Origin of the sequence: Corynebacterium sp. HMSC072A02 (assembly GCF_001810085.1) — a bacterium.
Lineage (GTDB): Bacteria > Actinomycetota > Actinomycetes > Mycobacteriales > Mycobacteriaceae > Corynebacterium > Corynebacterium hesseae.
Genome location: NZ_KV799873.1, coordinates 92,219 through 113,176 on the forward strand (window position 1 = coordinate 92,219; position 20,958 = coordinate 113,176).

At 62.3% G+C, this 20,958-nt stretch carries 14 protein-coding genes; 4 read left to right on the forward strand and 10 right to left on the reverse strand.

Annotated elements, in window-relative coordinates; genetic code table 11:
• Positions 1–77: 77 nt before the first annotated feature.
• The 4 genes from HMPREF2698_RS11435 to HMPREF2698_RS11450 all read right to left on the reverse strand — a co-directional run bounded on the left by HMPREF2698_RS11435 (position 78) and on the right by HMPREF2698_RS11450 (position 7,176).
• Complete coding sequence (locus HMPREF2698_RS11435; RefSeq protein ID WP_070564805.1) at positions 78–1,196, reverse strand: alcohol dehydrogenase catalytic domain-containing protein; 1,119 nt, start codon at positions 1,194–1,196, stop codon at positions 78–80.
• Between the two features lie 118 nt (positions 1,197–1,314).
• The gene (locus tag HMPREF2698_RS11440) at positions 1,315–3,033 is read right to left on the reverse strand and encodes a helix-turn-helix domain-containing protein (protein WP_070564808.1); all 1,719 of its coding nucleotides are present in this window, start codon (positions 3,031–3,033) and stop codon (positions 1,315–1,317) included.
• Between the two features lie 32 nt (positions 3,034–3,065).
• Complete coding sequence (locus HMPREF2698_RS11445; protein ID WP_070564811.1) at positions 3,066–5,081, reverse strand: hydantoinase B/oxoprolinase family protein; 2,016 nt, start codon at positions 5,079–5,081, stop codon at positions 3,066–3,068.
• A gap of 37 nt (positions 5,082–5,118) precedes the next feature.
• Positions 5,119–7,176, reverse strand: a complete 2,058-nt coding sequence (locus HMPREF2698_RS11450; RefSeq protein ID WP_070564814.1) for a hydantoinase/oxoprolinase family protein — start codon at positions 7,174–7,176, stop codon at positions 5,119–5,121.
• Between the two features lie 191 nt (positions 7,177–7,367).
• On the opposite strand from HMPREF2698_RS11450, the gene HMPREF2698_RS11455 reads away from it, so the two are divergent.
• The gene (locus HMPREF2698_RS11455; protein WP_070564817.1) at positions 7,368–8,834 is read left to right on the forward strand and encodes a helix-turn-helix domain-containing protein; all 1,467 of its coding nucleotides are present in this window, start codon (positions 7,368–7,370) and stop codon (positions 8,832–8,834) included.
• A gap of 63 nt (positions 8,835–8,897) precedes the next feature.
• Here the strand turns inward: HMPREF2698_RS11455 and HMPREF2698_RS11460 are convergent, their stop codons facing one another.
• The 4 genes from HMPREF2698_RS11460 to gabT (HMPREF2698_RS11475) form a co-directional block, all read right to left on the reverse strand.
• Complete coding sequence (locus HMPREF2698_RS11460; protein ID WP_070446244.1) at positions 8,898–10,208, reverse strand: YkvI family membrane protein; 1,311 nt, start codon at positions 10,206–10,208, stop codon at positions 8,898–8,900.
• A gap of 98 nt (positions 10,209–10,306) precedes the next feature.
• Positions 10,307–11,287, reverse strand: coding sequence for an alpha/beta hydrolase (locus tag HMPREF2698_RS11465; protein WP_010189241.1), 981 nt, complete (start codon positions 11,285–11,287; stop codon positions 10,307–10,309).
• A gap of 13 nt (positions 11,288–11,300) precedes the next feature.
• Positions 11,301–12,749, reverse strand: coding sequence for a flavin-containing monooxygenase (locus HMPREF2698_RS11470; RefSeq protein WP_070564820.1), 1,449 nt, complete (start codon positions 12,747–12,749; stop codon positions 11,301–11,303).
• Positions 12,750–12,785: 36 nt separating this feature from the next.
• Positions 12,786–14,111 (reverse strand): 4-aminobutyrate--2-oxoglutarate transaminase, encoded by a 1,326-nt coding sequence (gabT, locus tag HMPREF2698_RS11475; RefSeq protein ID WP_070564823.1) that lies wholly within the window; start codon positions 14,109–14,111, stop codon positions 12,786–12,788.
• Positions 14,112–14,339: 228 nt separating this feature from the next.
• On the opposite strand from gabT (HMPREF2698_RS11475), the gene HMPREF2698_RS11480 reads away from it, so the two are divergent.
• Entirely contained in the window at positions 14,340–15,749 is a 1,410-nt protein-coding gene (locus HMPREF2698_RS11480) for a helix-turn-helix domain-containing protein (protein ID WP_070564826.1), read from the forward strand.
• 4 nt (positions 15,750–15,753) lie between these two features.
• On the opposite strand, the gene HMPREF2698_RS11485 is transcribed toward HMPREF2698_RS11480, so the two are convergent.
• Positions 15,754–17,199 (reverse strand): PucR family transcriptional regulator, encoded by a 1,446-nt coding sequence (locus tag HMPREF2698_RS11485; protein WP_070564829.1) that lies wholly within the window; start codon positions 17,197–17,199, stop codon positions 15,754–15,756.
• Between the two features lie 117 nt (positions 17,200–17,316).
• On the opposite strand from HMPREF2698_RS11485, the gene gabT (HMPREF2698_RS11490) reads away from it, so the two are divergent.
• Both gabT (HMPREF2698_RS11490) and HMPREF2698_RS11495 read left to right on the forward strand, forming a co-directional pair.
• Positions 17,317–18,645, forward strand: a complete 1,329-nt coding sequence (gene gabT / locus HMPREF2698_RS11490; protein WP_070564831.1) for a 4-aminobutyrate--2-oxoglutarate transaminase — start codon at positions 17,317–17,319, stop codon at positions 18,643–18,645.
• 78 nt (positions 18,646–18,723) lie between these two features.
• Positions 18,724–19,953: an aromatic amino acid transport family protein gene (locus HMPREF2698_RS11495; protein WP_070564834.1), complete on the forward strand. Its 1,230-nt coding sequence runs from the start codon at positions 18,724–18,726 to the stop codon at positions 19,951–19,953.
• 226 nt (positions 19,954–20,179) lie between these two features.
• On the opposite strand, the gene HMPREF2698_RS11500 is transcribed toward HMPREF2698_RS11495, so the two are convergent.
• Positions 20,180–20,953: a nuclear transport factor 2 family protein gene (locus tag HMPREF2698_RS11500; protein ID WP_070564837.1), complete on the reverse strand. Its 774-nt coding sequence runs from the start codon at positions 20,951–20,953 to the stop codon at positions 20,180–20,182.
• Positions 20,954–20,958: the final 5 nt, after the last annotated feature.

Genomic DNA, 20,958 nt, shown 5'->3' on the forward strand with positions numbered 1-20,958 from the left:
GACCAAGCCCTACGGGCGCGAACCGCGCAGGGCTTGGTGAGGAAAGGTGAAGTGGTTGAGGTTTAGACGAGTCTTGATTAGTCGAACTCGATGATCTGGCGCAGCGCCACACCGTCGGACAGGCGGTCCATGGCGGTGTTGATGTCCTCGAGCTTGATGTGGTCGGAGATCAGGGCCTCGGCGTTGAGCTTGCCCTCGCGCCACAGCTGCTCGTACTTCGGGATGTCCTTCGACGGAACGGAGGAACCCAGGTAGCAGCCGTGCAGGCGGCGTGCCTCACCGGTCATCACGAGCGGGTCGATGGTGATGGTGGAGCCCGGTGCCGGCAGGCCAACGGTGACGGTCAGGCCACCCGGTGCAGTGACCTTGTAGGCGGTCTCCAATGCCTTCGGGTGGCCGGCGGCCTCCACGACGGCGGTGAACTTCTTGCCGGACTCTTCAGCTTCCTGCGGGGTCATGGCGGAAGTGGCGCCGATTTCGAGGGCCTTTTCGCACTTGTCCTTTTGCATGTCGATGCCCACGATCTCCTTTACGCCGAGCGCAGCGGCGGTGATGATGGCGGCCATGCCCACACCACCGAGGCCGACGACGGCGATGCTGTCCTCCGGCTTCGGATCGATTTCGTTGAGGATGGCGCCGCCACCGGTGAGGATGGCGCAGCCGAGAATAGCGGCGATGTCCGCCGGGACATCGGAGCCAACCGGTACGACGGAGAGCTCGGAAACCACTGCGTGGGTTGCGAAGCCGGAAACGCCGAGGTGGTGCTGGACCATCTCACCATTGCGGGTGAGGTGGCGGGTACCGCGGATGAGGGTGCCCTCGTTGTTGGTCTTGGAGCCAACCTCACACGGCATCTTGCCGTCGGTCTTGCAACCAGCGCACTCGCCGCAGCGCGGCAGGAAGGTCATGACCACGTGGTCGCCGACCTTGACGTTGGTAACGCCCGGGCCAATCTCCTCGACGATGCCTGCGGACTCGTGGCCCAGCAGCATCGGCAGCGGGCGGGGGCGGTTGTTGTTGACCACGGAGAGGTCGGAGTGGCAGAGGCCAGCGGCGGTGATCTTGACCAGGATCTCGCCCTCGCCGGGGGCGGTGAGCTCGAGCTCGCTCACGGTAATGGGCTTGGAGTCGGCGTAGGGACGCTCATCGCCGGAGCGCTCCAGGACGGCGCCGCGAATGGTAATCGTGTCAGACATATCTACCTCCAGACATCGGGTGGGGTTAATGCAACGTAATGTACGCCACAGGATGTCGGTGAGGGCGGGAACGGTATGGGGGAATCTACATCAGACAGCTATTTAGATAGGGAATTCTCTACTTGCTGAGCGTGTGGGCGCGCAGCGCCACGAAGACATCGAGCCCGCGCTGGCCGACGGCCCACTCATCACCCATCAACTCCGAGATCCGGTCGAGCCGCTGGCGCACCGTATTGGGGTGGATGAACATCGCCTGGGCGGTCTGCGGGATGCTGTGTCCAGAGAGCAGGTAGTGGTGGGCGGTATCGGTCAGCTCCGTGGAATGCTCCTCGTCATAACGCAGCAGCGGGCCGATGGTGCGTGTGGAAAGAGCGTTCAATGCGTGTGGGTCCGCGCCTAAAATGAGGCCCACCGTGCCCAGGGAGTCCTCGGTGATCAGACGGCCGCGCACTCCCAGGGCGAGCGCTGATTCCAGGTAAGACATGGCGGAATCATGTGCGCTGCGTGCTTCACTCAGGCCATCAAAGCCGATGGCGGAGACCGCTAAATCGGGGAACTCAGATAGCAGCGGGGCCAGCGCCGCATCGATACCTCGATCCGGCTGGTACAGCACGCACACGTGCTGATCGTGGTGCGTAATAGCGGCATTACCCGGCAAGAGGTGTTCCAGCTGCGGACGAGTGGGCAGGCCCTTTGCTGAGTGCAGGCCGACGAAATACAGCTGTGCTGAGGAGTTCAGGCTGATACCCGTCAGATGTCGCAGGCGGGCAATCTCTTCGCGCCCGGCATTGCCGAGGGCTACGGCATAGACCAGGTCATCGACTTTGCGCGCGGTGGCGTCGACAAGCGCCTCAGCAAAAAGGGCGATCGACGTAAAGGCTGCGGAAGCATGGCTGATGACGCGCAATTCGGCGTCGCTGAGCTGCTTGTCCACACCAATCGTTCCTAGTGCGCGGCCATTAAACTCCACAGGGAACGTGCTTGCTGGGAAAGTGTCCGGGGCATCCTCCGTGGTCCACAGCATCACCGGAGCATCGAGGCTTTCAGCCAGCACGCGTTCCAGCTCTTCGAAGCTGGCATTGTTCATGAGCACGTGGAGCAGTTTCGCGTTGACCTCATTGAGCCACTGCAGCTCTTCCACATGGCGGCTCAGAGCTATCTGCGAGCGGGTTAGCTCGGCAACGGATTCGCCTTGGCTCTCGATGACTTGCGCATTCTCCAATGCCACAGAGGTAATAGAGCCAAGCACCTCGAGCGCGGCAATTTCCTCGTGAGTGTAGTGGCGGGGGTGGCGGTCGCCCACAAGGAGCGCGCCGATGGTGCGCCCGGCAATGCGAATCGGAGCGCCAAGGATACCGCGGATGCCTTCGGCCTCCACCGCGCGGTCCACGTAATCCACGTGCGTGACGTTGGGGTCGGCGGAATGGTCATAGGTCCACGCCGGGCGGTTGGTGGCGGCCACAATGCCGAGGATTCCAGATCCCATCGGCATGTTGATGGTGCGGAACTCCTCAGTGACGACACCGCTGGTGGCCAGCACCTTGGTAAAACCGGTGTCCTCATCGTTGAGGCTGAGGTAGCCCACGTCCGTGCCAATAGTGGTGCGCGCGTGGCGCACGATGGCGTGGAAGATATCAGTGGATTCGCGGCCCGAGTTGAGCATCTGGGAAACATCGAGCAGCTTGGTCGACATCACCCGCCACGTGTGGTTGGCGCGCATGGTCTCCTCAACGGCCCGAAGCGAACTGAGCTCCTCGGCATCCAGTTGCTCTCGCAGCTCGTCGGGGACACGGGTGCCGCTGGCGAGGTGGGAGAGTACGGTGCCGAGGAGAGACATGCCCCTAGTTTAGGGGGCAGTCAGGGCGCTTACTATTTCCAGTGGGAAGAGGAACGCTTGGTCATCTGCTCGCGGTACTGCTGGGTGGTGGTGGGCAGGAGCTCACCGGTGGCCCAGTCCAGGATGACGCCGTAGTGGCGGACCAGGTCGAGCTGGTCCAGCTCGCCCGCGTTGTAGCGCTCAGCCACGGACTCCGGGGACTCCGCCAGCTTGTCCAGGCGGGTGGAGCGCAGCTCCTCACGCAGCGTCTTCGTTGCATCCTCATCGAGCTCGTACTCGTCGATTTCCGGATCGATGGCGTGTATGACAACGCCGTAGTCCTTGGCGGCACGGCCCACGGAGACGTAGCCGTCGATGACGTCCTCCAGTACAGCCTTCGGGTCACGCTCCAGGGCATCGCCGAATCCACCGCCACCGGCAGAGGGGCGCTCGAAGGTATCGCCCGGACCCACCGGAACATTGGAGAAGAGCGCGCCGAGGAACTTCTCATCCGGGGTTCCACGGTTGAGCCAGACGCCCTGCGGGATGGACGGCAGCCCGCCGTCGATGCCCCAGGTAACGGAGCGCGCGCGATCACAGCAGTAGCTCATCACGGTCTGGTTTGCATCCGTGAGCACGCCGCCCTTGGATACGCCGACGCCGCCGCGGTACTTGCCGGGGCCGGCCGAGTCGGTGACCAGAGCATGGTGGCTGGTGAGGACCGGAGAGAGGCGCTCCTGGCCTTCTACCGGCTGGACCGCCAGGCCCGGGCCAAAGACCGGTGCTGTGGCAGAGGAACCATCGCGGTCGACACGCCCGCCCCAGCCGCCGGCCATCCAGTCGTACCACATGAAGAAATCGCCCTTATCCTGCGGTTTCTTCGCATCACGTGTATCCCAACCACCGATGAGGAGGTATTCCAGGTTGAAGGCACAAGCCATGGCGCGCTCCTGCATGAGCTGGGACCACAGCTCGAAGACGGCGTTCATGATCTTCTCGAAGGGGCCGGAACAGAAGCCGGTTACAGCGTGCGGGATTCCGGCGTTGACCACGGTGCCTTCCGGACCCAGGTCGATGTCCATGGCGCGGTAGAGGCCAGAGTTCAGCGGCACGTCGGGGAAGAAGGTCTTGGTACCGGCGACGATTCCGGAGAACGCGGAGCCATAGCCCGCGTTGAGGAAGCTGGCGACTGCCGGCGCGGATCCATCCAGCGAGTAGGACAGGCGCCCGCCCTTGATGCGCATCGTGACCTTGATGGGAACCAAGCCCTCTTCTTTTGCCGGGTCGAGGTCGAGGTAGTCGGTGGTGGACCACTCGCCGTCGTCAAGCTCGGCGACGCGGGCGGTGACGATGTCCTCCACGTAGTCCTGGACCTCCCGCAGTGCGGTGCGCACGATGTCGACCGAGTACTTGTCCACGAGACGGTGGATTTCGCGCTCACAGACTGCGGTCGCCTCAGCCTGAGCCTTGAGGTCACCCATGACGATCTCTGGGCTGCGGGTGTTGCCTGCTAGGAGCTTGGCCACGTCCTTGAGGAACACGCCCTTGGACCACACGCGCACCGGAGTGATGCGCAGGCCCTCGGTGTAGTAGTTAGTGGCGGACACATCGAAGGAGCCCGGGACGGAGCCGCCGGCATCAGCCCAGTGGCCCTTGTTCTGCGCGAAGGCCAGCAGGGTGCCCTCGTAGAAGATGGGGCGCAGGAAGGACACGTCATTCATGTGCGTGCCGCCCTGGTAGGGGTCATTGATGGCGAAAACATCGCCTTCGTGGATGTCATCGCCGAATTCCTCGAGCACGGCCTGGCACTGGAAGTGCAGCGTGCCGACGTGGACGGCGATGTCCTGGTCACCCTGCATGACGGTGTTGCCTTCGGCGTCGCAGAGCGCGGAGGAGAAGTCGCGCGAATAAATAACGAAGGAATAGCAGGTGCGAAGAATCTGTTCGGACATGAGGTTGACCGAGGTGGCAAAGGCGTTCTTGAGTACCTCGAAGGTAACCGGGTCGAGCGTACGGCGGCTGGAAGAAGACGGCGACGGCTTCTGTGGCTGTGTCTGAGTAGTAGTCATGTCGATTCCTTTCAAAGGAGAGTCTTAGGCGAGCGTCTTAGGCGTTGGTCGCCTTGCCGATGTGGATGCGGATGTTGGACCACTCATCAATTTCTGCGCGGTCACCAGGCGGAATGACGGTGGTGGCGTCGAATTGATCGATGATGGCGGGGCCGTTGAGCTTTGCGCCGGCCTTCAGATCCGGGCGGTGGTAAATCGGGACATCGGCCCAGCCGCCGTGCGCGGAGAAGTACACAGGGCGGGTGGTCTCCGGGAGCTCTGCCTCGTGCTCTTCGACGTCATAGTGCTTGAAAGGCGGGTTCTCCAGCTCACCGATAGCGATGAGGCCAATCTGGTAGAACTCCACAGCGCCTTCGCGGTCGGCGAAGGAGTACTCGCGCTCGTGCTCATCGTGGAACATGGCGACGGCATCATCGAGCGGGTTATCGGACTCGGGGATTTCCACCGTCAGGGAGCGCCACTGGCCGCGGTAGCGCATGGACGCAGTCAGCTTGAACTTCATGCGCTCCTCAGGCACGTGCTCCTTGTGGAGGCGCTCGCGGGCCTCGGAGATGAGCGCTTGGAATTCCTTGCGCAGGTCCGCGGTGTCTACCTCGTCCACGGGTGCTTGGTACATCTTGGTGATGTCGTGGCGGATATCCACGAGCAGGCAGCCCTGTGCGGAGGTAACGCCCGGGTGCGGCGGGACGACGACGGGGGGGATGGAGAGGTCGCGGGCCACCTCGGCACCGTGCAGTGCGCCGGCGCCGCCGCCGACGACGAGGACGAAGTCACGCGGGTCGTAGCCGCGGCGGATGGACAGCAGACGAACGGCGTCGGCCATGTTGGCGTTGGCCACCTGGACGATGTTTTCCGCGGCGGTCTCGGTATCGAGGCCCAGAGGATCGGCGACGGTCTTGTTGACGGCCTCACGCGCGGCATCCGGGTTGAGCTTCAGCGCGCCGCCGATGAGCTCAGTGCCGAGGCGGCCGAGGGTGACATTGGCATCGGTATTCGTGGCTTCGGTGCCGCCGCGCTCGTAACAGACCGGCCCCGGATCCGCACCGGCCGACTGCGGACCATTGCGCAGGGATCCTGCCTCATCGATCCAGGCCTCCGAACCGCCACCGGCACCGATGGTGCCCACCTCAATGGACGGGAAGCAGATGGGGAAGCCGTACTCGACCTGCCACTGCTTGGTAATGCGAATATCACCTTCGTAGACCAAGGCGATGTCGGTGGAGGTACCACCCATCTCCAGGCCGATGGCGTTGGAGTAGCCGCAGCGCGTAGCGATGTCCTGCACCGCGATGGCGCCGGCGGCGATACCGGAGGCGGCCAGGCGGACCGGGTAGCGGGAGACCATCTCCGGGGTCATGGAACCGCCGCCGGAGTGGAGGAGTAGCAGGTCACCGTCGTAGCCGCCTTCCTCCAGCTGGCGGGATAGGCGGTTGACGTAGCCGGAGACGAGCGGGGCTAGGACCGCATTGGCGACGGTCGTGGAGAAGCGGTCGTGCTCGAAGATCTCTGGGAGGATTTCGGAGGAGGTGGAGATAGCGGCGTCGGGAAGCTCCTCGCGCAGGATCTCCGCCATGCGTTCCTCGTGGGAGGCGTTGGCGTGGGAGTTGATGAAGCAGATCGCCACGGTCTCAATCTTCTTGCGGCGCAGGATGCCGGCGATGCGGCGTGCCTCTGCCTCATCGAGCGGGGTGACCTTTGCGCCGTCGAAGTCGATGCGCTCTTCGACCTCGTAGCGGTCGCGGCGGCGGATATAGGGCTCCGGAACGTCGTGGTAGGCATCCCAGAGCTCATCCTTGGTGCCGTCACGGATCTCCAACACATCGCGGAAGCCCTTCGTGGTGATGAGCGCTGCCGGCGGGAAGCGGCGCTGGATCAACGCATTCGTGGCCACTGTGGTGCCGTGGGAGAACACCTCGACCTGGTTGAGCTGGACGTCGGCCGACTTGAGGCCGTTCATCACCGCCTTCATCGGGTCATCCGGGGTGGAGGGAACCTTGGCTACCGACAACTCGTGGGTCTCGGTGTTAACAATCGCGACGTCGGTGAACGTTCCGCCGACGTCAACGGATACGCGAAAAGGCTTGGTCTCCGTCATGGTGTGGACCTCTCTTTCAAAAGATGGTGAATTCGGTTGAGAGGAATCTTGATATGGCACGAGGAGGGGAGCAATGGAGAAACGGTGAATCAAGATGGAAAACGGTGGAGGAAACTCCAAAAAGCCAGGTTGAAGGGCGCTAGAATTACCTGATTAAAAGTAAGATAGGACACTATTTTTCGGAGGATTAAGTGGCGTCACATGAAAGTCCGGTGCTGCGGATCGCCGATCTCGTCGTGATGGAGCCGCGGCTGCGCCGCTTGAGCAAGACGCTCGAGGATGAGAATTTTGTGGGGCTGTGCGCCGAGGGCGATGGGGACGTGGCGGGCTGGCTAGTCCTTCCCCAGCCGGAGGGAAGCCCACGCGCCATCCAGCGCCGGCTGGTCGACGCCGCCGGGGTCATCTTCCTCGACTCCGAGTTCGATGAGCAGGAAGTCCTGGACTCGGTAGAGGGAACCGGCGCCCTCCTGTACGGCACCGATGGGATCACGCGCCAAGATATCCGGCGCGCGGTGGATGAGCTTTTGCGGCGCCAACCCAACCTGGCATCCTGGCGCAAGCTCAGCACCATCGGGCAATTAAGCCCCGGGTTGGTTAACCCGGCGCCGGAGTCCGAGATCCTCGCGCGATTTGCTAGGTTTAGTGGAGATTCCTTGTTGTTGTTGACCGTTGATGGTCGGGTTATTGCCGCCGCCGGCGAACTGCCTGCGCGGAGTATTGCACGTTCCCTGTCGGTGGTGGTCAACCACAGCACCACGAGCATGCACGTGGGGCGTTGGAAGGTCTTTGCTCGGTGGCTTGACATTGCTGGTGAGAGCCCCTCCTTCGACCATGGCTACTGGCTGATCCGGGGGCGGCAGACCAGTCAGGATGCAGATTTCGATGACCCCGCTTTCGCAGCGCTGGAGGAACTACTCACCGCTTCCCTCATGGCGCAGAGAAACATCCTGCGCAACCACGTTGCCGAATCGAGCGCGTTGATGGTGGCGTTGTGCGATGAGAATTCGAATAGGGAAGAAGTGGCCACCACGTTGCGCAGGCGGGGCTTTTCGGAACACGCGAAAATGCGCCTCATCGTTTCCGATTCCATCAAGGATTCCTATCGCAGTGATGTGCGCGACAAAGCTTTCGCCGTGGCCCAAGATGCGGGCGTGCCACTGGTGCTGGGATATGTGGCTGGTCGTACCTGCGTACTGACGACGCAATCGGGTACTGAGACCAAGATTGCGGATGTGCTCTTCGGCTCAGTGGGGCTTTCCGACGGCTTCGATACCGTCGAGGAAGGCCCGCAGGCGTGGCTGCAGGCATTGCTTGCCGCTGTGGGGGTGGAACGGAAACATTCTTTGCACCTGCAGAGCATGGAGTTTTCTCAGTGCAGTGCCATTGAGAAGGCAGCGGCCTACCTGGGGCAGCGCGGCCTCGAAGATGCAGTGGGGCAGCTCGACCGCGCCATCGGCTCCATTAAAGATGGGGAAGAAATCTTCCATGCTTATGAGGCCGAAGGGTTTTCCGTCGCCCGCGCGGCCAAGGTCGTGGGTGTACATGCCAATACGGTCCGGCACCGGTTGGAGGCACTGGCGGAACGCATCCGCTTCTCCGATGCAGACCTGGTCCTGTGGGCGCTGTGGAAAGCGCTGCGCCCCCGTATGCAGCGCTAGGCGGCTGGATGCGGGGCACGGAGAAGGTGTGAGGGCAGAGAGTGAGAGGGGGAGGGGAGAGAACTACACCTTCTTCTTGCTGCGTGGGATGGGCTTGCCGGTAATGAGCGCGTGGAGCTTGCCATCGCCAATCTGCATGTCCTCCGGGAGATCCGCGGAATCAACCTCCGTCATGATTTCCTTGATGAAGTCAGACTCCGGGATGGAGGAGTTGCGAGCAATGGCCACGAGTTCACGCATCTCCTCATCGGAGAGGTGGTTGTCATTCTCAAAGCGCTTCTTGAGGAGCTCGCGTGCGCGGCGGCGCAGGTCCGCTTCGGACTGCAGCTCCCCGCGGTTCTTCAGCCAGGCGAAGCCGATGATGAACATGATGGCGATGCCCATGTAGCCCAGAATCGGGTAAACCCAGCCGATGAGGTTGGAGAAGCCAATGAAGGAGAGGACAAAGCCGATGAGCACGGAGATGACATAGACCTTGTAGAAGTGCTGCGGCTTGCCGCGGGTGAGGCGCTTGGCAAAGGCATAGAACATGCCGATGGAGGTGTTATAAATCATGCCGTAAATAGCAACGGACATGGCGACACCAAGCCACGGGTGAATCTGCTCAATCATGGCCAGCGTTGGCATCTCAGCCTCGGTGATCGGGCCCACGGAGACGTAGAGGCCACCGACGAGGACCGCCAGCAGGAACAGGAAGCACAGGCCGCCGAGGATGCCGCCGTAGCCCACTTCCTTAGCATCGAGGAAGTTACCGCCAATAACGATCATCATGGAGACCACGACGATGACGTTAAGACCCAGGTTATTGATAGAGGAGACCCACCAGTTCGGCAGCGTCGTCGGCAGCTGCTGTGCCTGCTCGTTGAGGTGCGACCAATCGGGGTTGGACGTGAGCACGGTATAGACCGTGCCGATGGTGAGCAGGACGATGATGAACGGGGTGATAGCGCCGATGGCGATGGTTACCTTGTCCACGTCAAGCAGGCCAGTTAGCAGGGTGAGCACGAGCATGAGAACCGCGCCGATCCATACTGGCCAGCCCCACTGCTGGTTAAGGTTGGCGCCGGCACCGGCGAACATGGCGAAGCCGATGCAAAAAAGACAGGTCAGCGTGGCGAAGTCGAGGACCTTCGACACAATGGGGGTGGACACCGCGTTGAAGACGGAGGTGTGCTCCTTGGCACGGTGATAAGAACCTAGTTGGAGAATAGTGATACCGGAGATGGTCATGGCCAGTGCAGCAACGATGGCACCGACGATGCCCATGTTGCCGAAGGCAACGAAGTATTGAAGGGCCTCGCGGCCGGAAGCGAAGGAGGCACCCGCGAGTACGCCGATGAAGGCCATCGCGATGCCGAATGAGCGTTTAAGCATGGTGAACCTAACTTTAGGTGGACAGAAATAGCTACTTATGCAAACGGGGCAGGCTGCCTTTGAAGGTGCCTGCCCCGTGCGTGATGGAGCGGAAGCTTCTAGTTCGCTGCCGCCTTGATGAACTCGGCGACGACTGCGAGCTCTTCCTCGCCGCGGTCAATGACACCGGCGGAGGTGAACAGCCCGTGGTGGTAGCCCAGAAGGTGCTTGTGCGTGACGTCGACGCCCGCCTTCGCCAGCTTGCCGGCGTACTCGATGCCCTCGTCCGCGAGCGGATCGTTATCCACCGTGATCACGAGTGACGGGGGCAGGCCCTCCGGCAGCTCTTCTAGCAACAGCGGGGAGAGATCCGTTGCCGTGCGCTGTGCCTCCTCCGTGACGAAGGTATCGATGAACCAGCGCATGGTGTCAGATGCCAGCGGGAAGCCCTCCTCCAAGCGCTTGTAGGAGGCACCGTTCTCGGTTCGCTCGCGGGAGCAATCCGTGATGGGGTAGAGCAGGATCTGGGAGCTGAGCTTGGCGACGTCTTCTTCGCCCACGAACTCGTTCGCCAGGGTAGCGGCGAGCTGGCCGCCGGCCGAGTCACCCGCTACCGCGATGGAGGTCACGGTCAGGCCGTGCTCGGCCTCAGGGTTGGACAACCAGCGGTAGGCAGCGCGGCAATCGTCGATAGCCGCCGGGTAGGTGTGCTCCGGGGCAAGGCGATAGTCCACCGCAACGACCGGGAGACCGGTCAGCACCGCGATACGGCGTACCGAGGAGTGGTGGGTCTCCAGGTTGCCCATGAGCCAGCCGCCGCCGTGCATGTAGAGCACCGCTGGGGTCTCCTGGCCGCGCTCCGCCTCCGGGCGGGGGTCGTAGAGGCGAACTTGGAACTGGTCAACCTGGAAATCCGTGGTCGCGGGTTCCTTCTCCTCGTGGAGCGGGTTGGCGTGGGCCGAGGCTACGTAGTTCTCACGCACCTGCGGGATGGGGAAGTTATGGAAGGACTTCGCCCCACCATCGCGGAAAGGTTTCAGCGCCTTCCACGCATCCTCAGCGACGGGACGCCCGGAAAAATCGTCGTGCAGAGTGTGCATTGTGAACTACCTCCTAGACCAGCTCGTAGTCGTTGAGCTCGAGCTTGTCGGTCAGCTCGTAGTACTCAGCGACGTTGCCGGACCAGTTGTTGATGACGCGGCCTTCTTCGTTCTTGTACCAGGAGGAGCAGTCAGCGGAGAACGCAGATGCCTCGAGCTCCTTCTGGATCTTGGTGTTGAACTCGTCGATGACGTTCTTCTTCACGTCGAGGGCTGCCTCCGGGTTCTCGCGCAGGTAAGCAACGGCCTGGGAGATGTAGCGATCCTGTGCCTCGAGCATGGCCACCACGGAGTGGTGGTTGAGGTTGGTGTTCGGGCCATAGAGCATGAAGAAGTTCGGGAAGCCGTCCACGGTCATGCCCAGGTAAGCCTCCGGGGAGTTACCCCAGCGCTCGCGCAGGTCGACGCCATCGCGGCCAGCAATCGGCAAATCACCCTGGAACTCCTGGGAGTGGAAGCCGGTGGCGTAGATGACCACGTCAAAGTCGTGCTCTGCACCGTCATCGGTACGGATGCCGGTCTCGGTGAACTTCTCGATGCCAGCGGTGATGAGCTCTACGTTGTCACGGTTGAAGGTGGGGTAGAAGTCATCGGAGCGCAGGATGCGCTTGCAGCCGAAGGCGAAGGTCGGGGTGAGCTTCTCCACCAGCTCCGGGTCGTTGACCTGGGAGCGCAGGTGCTCCATGGCCTGCTCGACACCCTCAGCAGCGGAATCGGTGCCCTTGCGGGTGCGGTCGAAGCCCTCCTCGCGGACCTCGTGGATCTCCTGGCGGATAGCGCGGTAGGAATCCGGGTTCTCCTGGAACTCCTTAAGTTCCTCATCGGTGAAGATGACCTGGTTGCGCGGCAGGATGTAGTTAGCGGAGCGCTGGAACACGGAGAGCTTCTCCGCCACCTTTGCTACCTCCGGAACCAGCTGAACAGCGGAAGCCGCGTTTCCGATGACGGCGACCTTCTTGCCGGCCAGGTCAACGTCGTGGTTCCACTCGGCGGAGTGGAACTGCACGCCCTGGAATGCCTCGCGGTTCGGGAAGTTCGGAACCTTCGGCTTGGAGAGCTGGCCCCACGCACCGACGAAGACGCGGCCGTAGTAGGTCTCACCGTTGGCCTCGATCTCCCATGCCTTGAGGTCTTCCTTCCACTCGGCGTTGGTGATGCGGTGGTTGAACTTGATGTGGTCGTAGAGGTTGAATTCCTCAGCAAGAGCCTTGAGGTAGCCCTGCATTTCGTCCTGACCGGCGAACATGCGGGAGACGCCAAGGTTGAGGAAGTAGGAGTAGCAGTAGATCAGAGCCTGGGTATCGCAGGCAGCACCCGGGTAGGTGTTGTCGCGCCACACGCCGCCGACCTCGTCGGCTGCTTCGAGAATGAGGAAGTCCTGCTGCTCGTCGCGAACAAGTTGGGCGCCCATGCCCAGTCCGCCGTAGCCGGTGCCGAGGATGATGCAATCGTAGATCTTCATAGTGGTGGGTCTCCTTTAAGACGTTGGTGGTTCGGGTTAGTTCGCGCGGATGGCTTCAGCCAGGACCTGGAGGCCGTCACGCAGGGTGGACTCGTTGATGACCAGCGGCGGCAAGAGGCGGATGACGTTGCCGTCGAGGCCGCAGGTGAGGATGAGCACGCCCTGCTCGCGGCAGGTCTTGGCTACCTTGGCGGTGAGGTCAGCGTTCGGCTGGTTGTTGTCGTCTACCAGCTCGATGGCGATCATGGCGCCGCGGCCGCGGACCTCGGCGACGGTGGTGAGCTCGAGCAGCGGCTCCAGCTCCTCGCGGGTGATGGCCTCGATCTCGCGGGCGCGGGAAGCCAGATCCAGCTCCTCCATCTCCTCGAAAGCTGCCAGGGAAGCAGCACAGGCCACCGGGTTACCGGCGTAGGTGCCACCCAGGGAGCCCGGGTCCGGGGCATCCATGATCTCGGCGCGGCCGGTCACAGCGGACAGCGGCATGCCGCCGCCCACGCCCTTGGCGGTGGTGATGAGGTCCGGGATGATGCCCTCATCGTCGCAGGCGAACCAGGATCCAGTGCGGCAGATACCGGCCTGAATTTCATCGGCGATGAAGACAACGCCGTTGTCGGTGCACCATTCCTGCAGTGCCGGGAGGAAGCCCTTGGCCGGCTCAACGAAGCCGCCCTCGCCCTGAACCGGCTCGATGATGACGGCAGCCAACTCTTCGGTGCCGACGTACTGCTCGATGTAGCGCAGGGTGCGCGCTGCTGCCTGCTTGCCGTCGAGGCCGTCGCGCAGCGGGTAGGACATCGGCGCGCGGTAGATGTCAGCGGCCAGGGTGCCAAAGCCGGACTTGTACGGCTTGTTCTTGGCGGTCATGGTCATGGTCAGGTTGGTGCGGCCGTGGAAGGCACCGTCGAAAACCACGACGCGGTTCTTGCCTGTGTAGCGGCGAGCGATCTTGATGGCGTTCTCCACTGCCTCAGCACCGGTGGAGAAGAGGCAGGACTTCTTCTCGTGGGTGCCCGGGGTCAACTCGTTGAGCTTCTTGGCTACCTGGACAAAGCCCTCGTAAGGAGCGTTGAGGAAGCAGGTGTGGGTGAGGTGGCTAGCAGCCTCGGCGACGGCTTTGGCAACGCGCTGGTTGGAGGCGCCGACGGAAGTCACGGCGATGCCGGATGCGAAGTCGACGATGGTGTTGCCGTCGACGTCGACAAGCACGCCACCGTCGCCGTCAGTGATGTAGGAGGGGTAGCCCGGGATGACGCCAGCGGCGACGTCTGCTTCACGGGCGGCATTCAGCTCCTGGCTGCGGGGGCCAGGGATTGCGCTGGAGACATTCCGCTCCTGGGGGAGGCGGTGCTTGAGATCCTGCATGCTGTCTGCTCCTTAATACTCGGGATTTTTTATGACGTAGGTCATTCTGGCGGCTAAACTTCATAAGGGCCATAGACAACTGGGTGAAAGAATGGTGAGAATTTGTCCACATTGGATACGGGAGTAGCGGTCGGGCTGGAAGAGGGAAGCGTTTCCCTGAGATGGTTGGCTAATCAGCCTGATTTGGGGATAGAAATTCTGCACGATTGTGGGCGTACTTTTTCCGTGATGCACCCGTGTGAGCTGCGCGATCCCCGTGAGTTTGTGGGCTCTGGGGTGGTCATCTTGCTCACGGGCATGGCCTTTGAAGGAAAGCCGGAAGAGCTGACGGAGTACATCCACAGGGTGGCCGAGGGTGGGGTAACGGGGGTGGGCTTCGGCGTTGGCCTTGCCTTTGCTGAGGTCCCACCCGCCATGGTGGAGGCCGCCCGGGAGTGCGATATTTCGCTCTTCACTGTGGCGCGGCGCGTTCCCTTCGTCTCGGTGCTCGCGCGTTTGCACGACGAGCTGCAGCGCCAGCGCGAGGAAGGGTTGGAGCGTTTCATTGCTCAGCAGGGCGCGCTGAACGACGCTGCCGTGGCCGGCCTCGATGCCCTCGTGGACAAGACCAGTCGCCTCCTAGGCGCGCATTCCTGTCTCGTCGATAAAGACGGGCGCGTCTTTGCGCAGTCGAGCTACCCGGGACTGCCCCCGGTGGATTGGGCGCCGGTGATCGCCGATACGCGCGCCCAGAACTTCTACGCCGCGCGCCGCGTGGGCGGGTGGAGTGTCTTGGCCCAGCGCTTGGCCGACCACGGTGCGCGCTCCTTCGGGCTCTTGGCAGTGTCGCGTGATGGCTTCGGTGTGAACGAGCGCGCGCTGCTCAAGCAGGCCGCGGGCCTAGCGGAGCTTAGCGTGAAGCGCCCACAAGAGCTGCGGCGCACACAGAATGAGCTCAACTCCATGGCTTTGGCCATTCAGCTGGGGTTGGACGAACCCGAAGATCCCATGCGGCGCATCTTCCACCTCGTGGGCGATGCGCAGGGGAGGGTACGGCCAGTCCTAGTGAAATCTGAAGGCGAGCGCGCCCATCAGCGCTTCATCCAGGCCCTGGATGCCCGCCTCCAAGACCACGGGCGTTTGCTCTTCGAGTACGCGCTGGATAAGTCCTCCAGCCTCCTGCTCTTTAGGGGAAGCCGAACGATGAAAAACCTGCAGGATTTGCTGCGCGATATTCGCGGGAGCAAGCGCATCGTCGTGGGCCAACCCATGCCGTGGGCCGAGCTGGGGGTGGGGATTGTCCACGAGCTGGAGTCTTTCGCTTTCGGGCTGCAGCCGGGGATGCTCGCGGGGCCGGAATCGCGCACCTTGAGCTGGACTAGGGATCCCCGGGTTAAAGGAGCGGTGCACAACCGCGCGAAGGAGACCTGGGGCAAGGTGCGTTCCTTTGACGCCGAGCACGGCACCGACTTGGCGGAAACACTGGAGGTTTACTTGCGCGCCGGCGGGCATGTAAGCCGCACCGCTGAGGAGCTGCATTCGCACCGCCACACCGTGCGCAAGCGCATCGCGGACTTGGAGGAATTATTGGAGGTTGATCTTAAGGATCCTCTCGTGGCGGCGGAGCTTCTCATCCTGGGCGTGAGCGTTCCGGACTGAGTTCTTAAGAATCAAGGCTGAGCAAGAGCAACTCCGCGCGGGTGACGGGATTGCTCAGGTCCACGCCGCAGAGTTGCTCGATCTTGTCCAAGCGGGCGCGCACCGTGTGGCGGTGAACGCCGAGCTCCGCGGCGGCGGTGGCCAAGTTGGCGTTGCCCACGAGGAAGCAACGCAGCGTGGCGCACAGCTCTGTGTTGTGCTGCGCATCGTGCTCGGCAAGAAGGCTGACCGTCGCCGCGCGCCGGGCAGCGAGGGCCTCGGGTACGCCGGGTTCTGCCAGCCAGGTAGGGGCAGCCGAATCGAAGGTCGCCACAGTACCGAGGGGCAGGCTGCGCGCGTGGCTCTGGAGAGAGGACAAGAGCGTCGGGGTCAACGCTTGCCATTGGATGCGCTGCAGGATGGAAGTCCGGAGGTAGCGGGTGTGTTTCCCGCTCAAGTTCGGGTGTGCGGTGCCCGGGGGAAGAGCGATAAGCGCGGAATCGTGTTCCGGGCGGATGAGGCTGAGAGGCTCGGCTTTTCCAATCTCGCTTAATGCCCGCGCGAGGCGGGAGGGTGATGGTGCCGTGAGAAACAGAACATCCACGAGGTCGTGGCTATCGACCGTATGGAAGGCCGCCTGTAAGGCCGGGGAGTCAACCCCGGCCAGTTGGGCGTCAAGCGCCAACGCCCCGAGGATCGTGTGTGCAGTGGTGTCGGGATGATCTAAGAGCAGGCTGGCCAGGCCCGCGAGGTGCCGGATGAGCGCGCGGGAGTAGGAATCGAACTTCTCTGCACGCGTTACCGCGATGGCCCAGCGCCGTCCCGCCGAGCCGAAGATGCTGGTGATGGTTGCGCCTGTGGTTGTCGACGTCCCCGTTCCGCGCCCCGTCTGCTCCGCGGCCTCCACCGCGGCGTCGGCCGCATTGAGCTGACCGCGATCGCTGCGGCTGACCACCGCTCCGGAGGAACTGGCCACCGCCACTGCGGCGCCGAGTTCTTTGCTGGTTTGCATGACGAGCGCCCCGATGCTCGTGGCCGCGGCCTGGTTGAGGCGCTCCTGCTGGCGGTGGAGTGCAAAGTGCGCGTTGTTGTCCAAGCGGGCCTGTTCTTGAGCCACGGCCGTGGTGATGGAGACGAATCGGGTGGCGCGTGGGACCTCAAAGAGGGTGAGATTGTGCTGGGAGCAGGCATGGATGAGCGCGGTGGGGACCTCGCTAAAGGCCAGTCCGGTGCCGAAGCCGATGCCCTGCACGCCGGCCGCGGCCAGGGCCGCACCATAGCGTTCGAAGCCCTCCGGTTCCTCCTGGAAGGCAAGCCCCAACGTGAGCATGAGCGCGCCGGGGGAGGTGAACTCGCTGGGGTCCGCGAGCTCGGAAGCGTGGATGGTGTTGAATGTGGCGCTACCGGTGACGATGCTTCGCAGGTTCAATGAGCGCTGGTTGAGCAGCCAGCGGAAGGAAATCTCACGCATGGTGGACAGAGTACACAGTTAAGCGGAGAAAATTTATACACTGCGTCCATAGTGCGCAGTGGGTGGTGGAGACCACACTAAGGGGCACACTATTCATCCGAGCACAAAAGGAAGACCATGCAGGAACTTCAGTACCACATTGAGCAGTCCCGCCACCTGGGCCAGCAGGTCCCGGGCCCGAAGAGCGCCGCCCTGGATGAGCGTCGCAAGAACGCCCTCCCCGCGGGCATGGCGCCCTCGCTTCCGGGCTACGTAGTGGATGCGGATGGCGGCATTCTTGCCGACGCCGACGGCAACCGCTTCATCGACCTTGCCTCCGGCATCGCCGTGACCTCCGCTGGCGCTTCTAACCCGGCCGTCGTGGCCGCGGTCCAGGAGGCCGTCGCGCACTTCACCCACACCTCCTTCACCGTTTCTCCTTACGAGTCCTACGTGGCCGTGGCCGAAAAGCTCAACGAGGTCACCCCGGGTGACCATCCGAAGAAGACCGCGCTGTTCAACTCCGGCGCTGAGGCTGTCGAGAACGCAGTAAAGATTGCCCGCAACTACACCGGCAAGCGTGGTGTGGTGGTCATGGACCGCGCCTTCCACGGCCGCACTAACCTGACCATGGCGATGACCGCCAAGCAGTCGCCCTACAAGAACGGCTTCGGCCCCTTCGCCCCGGAGATCTACCGCGCACCGATGTCCTACCCGCTGCGCGATGGCCTGAGCGGCGCCGAGGCAGCCAAGAAGACCATCACCATGATCGAGCAGGAAGTCGGCGCGGCCAACCTGGCCTGCGTGGTTGCAGAGCCGATTCAGGGCGAGGGCGGATTCGTCGTCCCAGCGGAGGGATACCTCGCAGCAATCCAGAAGTGGTGCAACGACAATGACGTCGTCTTCATCATCGACGAGATCCAGGCGGGCATGATGCGCACCGGTACCTGGTTCGCTTCCGACCACGAGGGCATCGTGCCGGACATGGTGACCATTGCGAAGGGCATTGCCTCCGGTATGCCGCTGTCCGCAGTAACCGGCCGCGCGGAAATCATGGATACCCCGCAGCCTGGTGGCCTGGGCGGCACCTACACCGGTAACCCGGTGGCGTGCGCGGCTGCGCTGGCAACCTTCAAGGAGTTTGAGGAGAAGGACTTCGGTGCGCGTGCTCAGAACCTGGAGAAGGTCGCCCGCGAGGAGCTGGAGCCCATCCTGGGCGATGAGCGCGTCGCAGATTTCCGTGGCCGCGGCGCCATGCTCGCACTCGAGTTCGTGACCGCTGAGGGCGAGCCGGACTCCGAGCTGGTGCACAAGATTGCTGACGGTGCCAAGGCCGAAGGCGTCCTGTTGCTGACCTGCGGCCTGGACCACAACGTCATTCGCTTCCTGCCTTCGCTGTCCATCCCGGAGGACTTGTGGCGTGAGGCGCTGCAGGTCGTCGTCAAGCAGTTCAACGAATACAAGTAAGGCGAATGCAGTTCTCACCCGGCGATGGCCGGGTGAGTTCACGTTTTAATAGCCATTTAGTAGTCATTGGAGAAGTCTTTGTCCAACAACATTACTGTGCCGCAGAAGGATGAATCCACGAAGGAATTCAAGCCCGCGCTGTCCTTCGTACAGGGCATTGCCCTCATCTTCGGCACCAACATCGGCGCTGGAGTTCTCTCCATTCCTTATGCCGCTCGCAACGGTGGATTCCTCGCGCTCGTTATCGCCCTGCTCGTGGCTGGCACGCTCACGACCATTTCCATGTTGTACGTGGCCGAGTCCGCCATGCGCACCAAAGCCAAGCTGCAAGTCTCGGGACTGGCCGAGCATTACCTGGGGCAGTGGGGGCGGTGGCTGGTCTTCGTTGCCATCATCGTCAACGGTATCGGTGCGCTCATTGCCTATGCTGCCGGCTCCGGTGACTTGATCAACAACATTTTCGGCCTGCCGCCGCTTCTGGGCACGTTAATCTTCTTTGGGTTTGGCTCATGGGTGATGTACCGCGGTCTGCACACCACAGGTGCCACTGAGGGCGCCGTTACCGCCGGTATGGCCATCATCATCGCTGTCCTCTGCGGATGGACCATCCTGGGCCCAGGCATCAAGGTGGAAAACCTTTTGGTTCTTCACCCCTTCTTCATCGTCCCGATTCTGAACCTGGCAGTGTTTTCTTTCCTGGCGCAGTATGTGGTTCCGGAGCTGGTCCAAGGCATGGATCCGTCGAAGCCGCAGGAGACCGCGCGTGCGATCGTCGTGGGCATGGTCATCACGGGCTTTACCCTGGCGCTGGTGCCTTTTGCAGCCCTCGGCTTGCTCGGTATGGAAGTCACCGAAGTGGTGACCATTGCCTGGGGTGAGGCATTGGGCCCGGTTGCCTACTACCTGGCCAACATCTTTGCCTTGGCCGCCATGCTGACGTCATTCCTGGCGATTGGCTTTACCACCATGCGCAACGTCCTAGACATCTTCCACTGGGAAGGCGTGAAGGGACAGCGCATCGTCGCGGTGGCGCTGACGGTTGTACCGCCGCTGGTGATCTCGATTGCAGGCCTCGGTGGCTTCGTTGCGGCGCTGTCCTATGCGGGCGGCTTTGCGGGTGCCATCATGTCCGTCATCCCGGTGATGCTGCTGCACGCCTCCCGCAAGAAGGGCGACCGCGATCCCGGCTGGACCGTGGGTGGTCTTGCGCACCCGGTTATTCAGGGCACCATCATCGTGGTGTACTTCCTGGCTTTCATCTATTCGATCATTTCTATCGTCGGGCTGGTGCCGGCGGGTTGGGCTTAAAGCCTGCAGCCAGCGGCCTCGAACATGGTGTGGGGGGCAGCTCTTAAGGGTGAACTGCCATTGTTGCCAAAGTTCCGGCCAGATCTTGAGGCAGGGACGACAACTTTGGCAGAACGGGCAGTTGCGCCCCAGACCCAGTTCTAGCTGGTGCCGAAAACACAAAAGGCTGGGCCACTCTCCATTTCGGGAGCGGCCCAGCCTTTAGGCGTGCAACCTAGGTTATTTCCTAGAAGATGCCGTGGCTATGAAGCGCCTCATTATCGGAGGGGACCTCAGAAATGGCATCCCACATTTCGACGAGCTTGCCGTCTTCAACGCGCCACAGCTCGCAGTAGGAGTGGCGCGCACCAGCAATGCTTCCCTCGGAATGCGTCAGAACGAACTGTCCCTGCGCAATCGTGCGGTGGATGCGCTCATACTCCAACCCTTCGCCATCCTCCTTCAGCTTGGTGAGGAAGTCGACGCAGTTTTGGGCGCCGTCGGCGATATCGGGGGAGTGCTGGGCAAACTGATCATCGCGGGTGTTGTCGATGAAGCCGGAGTAGTCACCGCCGATGAGCGAACGCTCGAAGAATTCGATGACGAACTTACGGTTCTGCTCGGTCAGGCTCTCATCACCCACTTCGGTGGTGCCATCGAGCTGCGTGCGGCCGCTCTCATTTGGCTCTGCCTTGGGAACGAGGTTGTCCCAGTGCTCGACAATTTTGTCACCCTCGACGCGGTAAATGTCGAAGCCGACGAAGGGTTCATCTTCGATACCATCAAAACGACCGTGCAGTGCGACGAGGCCGTTGGCTTCATCCGCAATCACTCGGGCGTTGGTGTACTTCAATCCCTCGCCCAGATCCGCGACAAACTTCTTGAGCCCTTCTGCATCGTCAGCGATGAGGGGAGAGTGCTCCACGAAGCTATCGGCGAAGTGCTTGTCCAGAACGGAGGTATCGTGACCGTCGAAAAGCGCGGTGTGAACCTCGAGAACAAAGTTTCCTAGTGAAGTCATGAAAT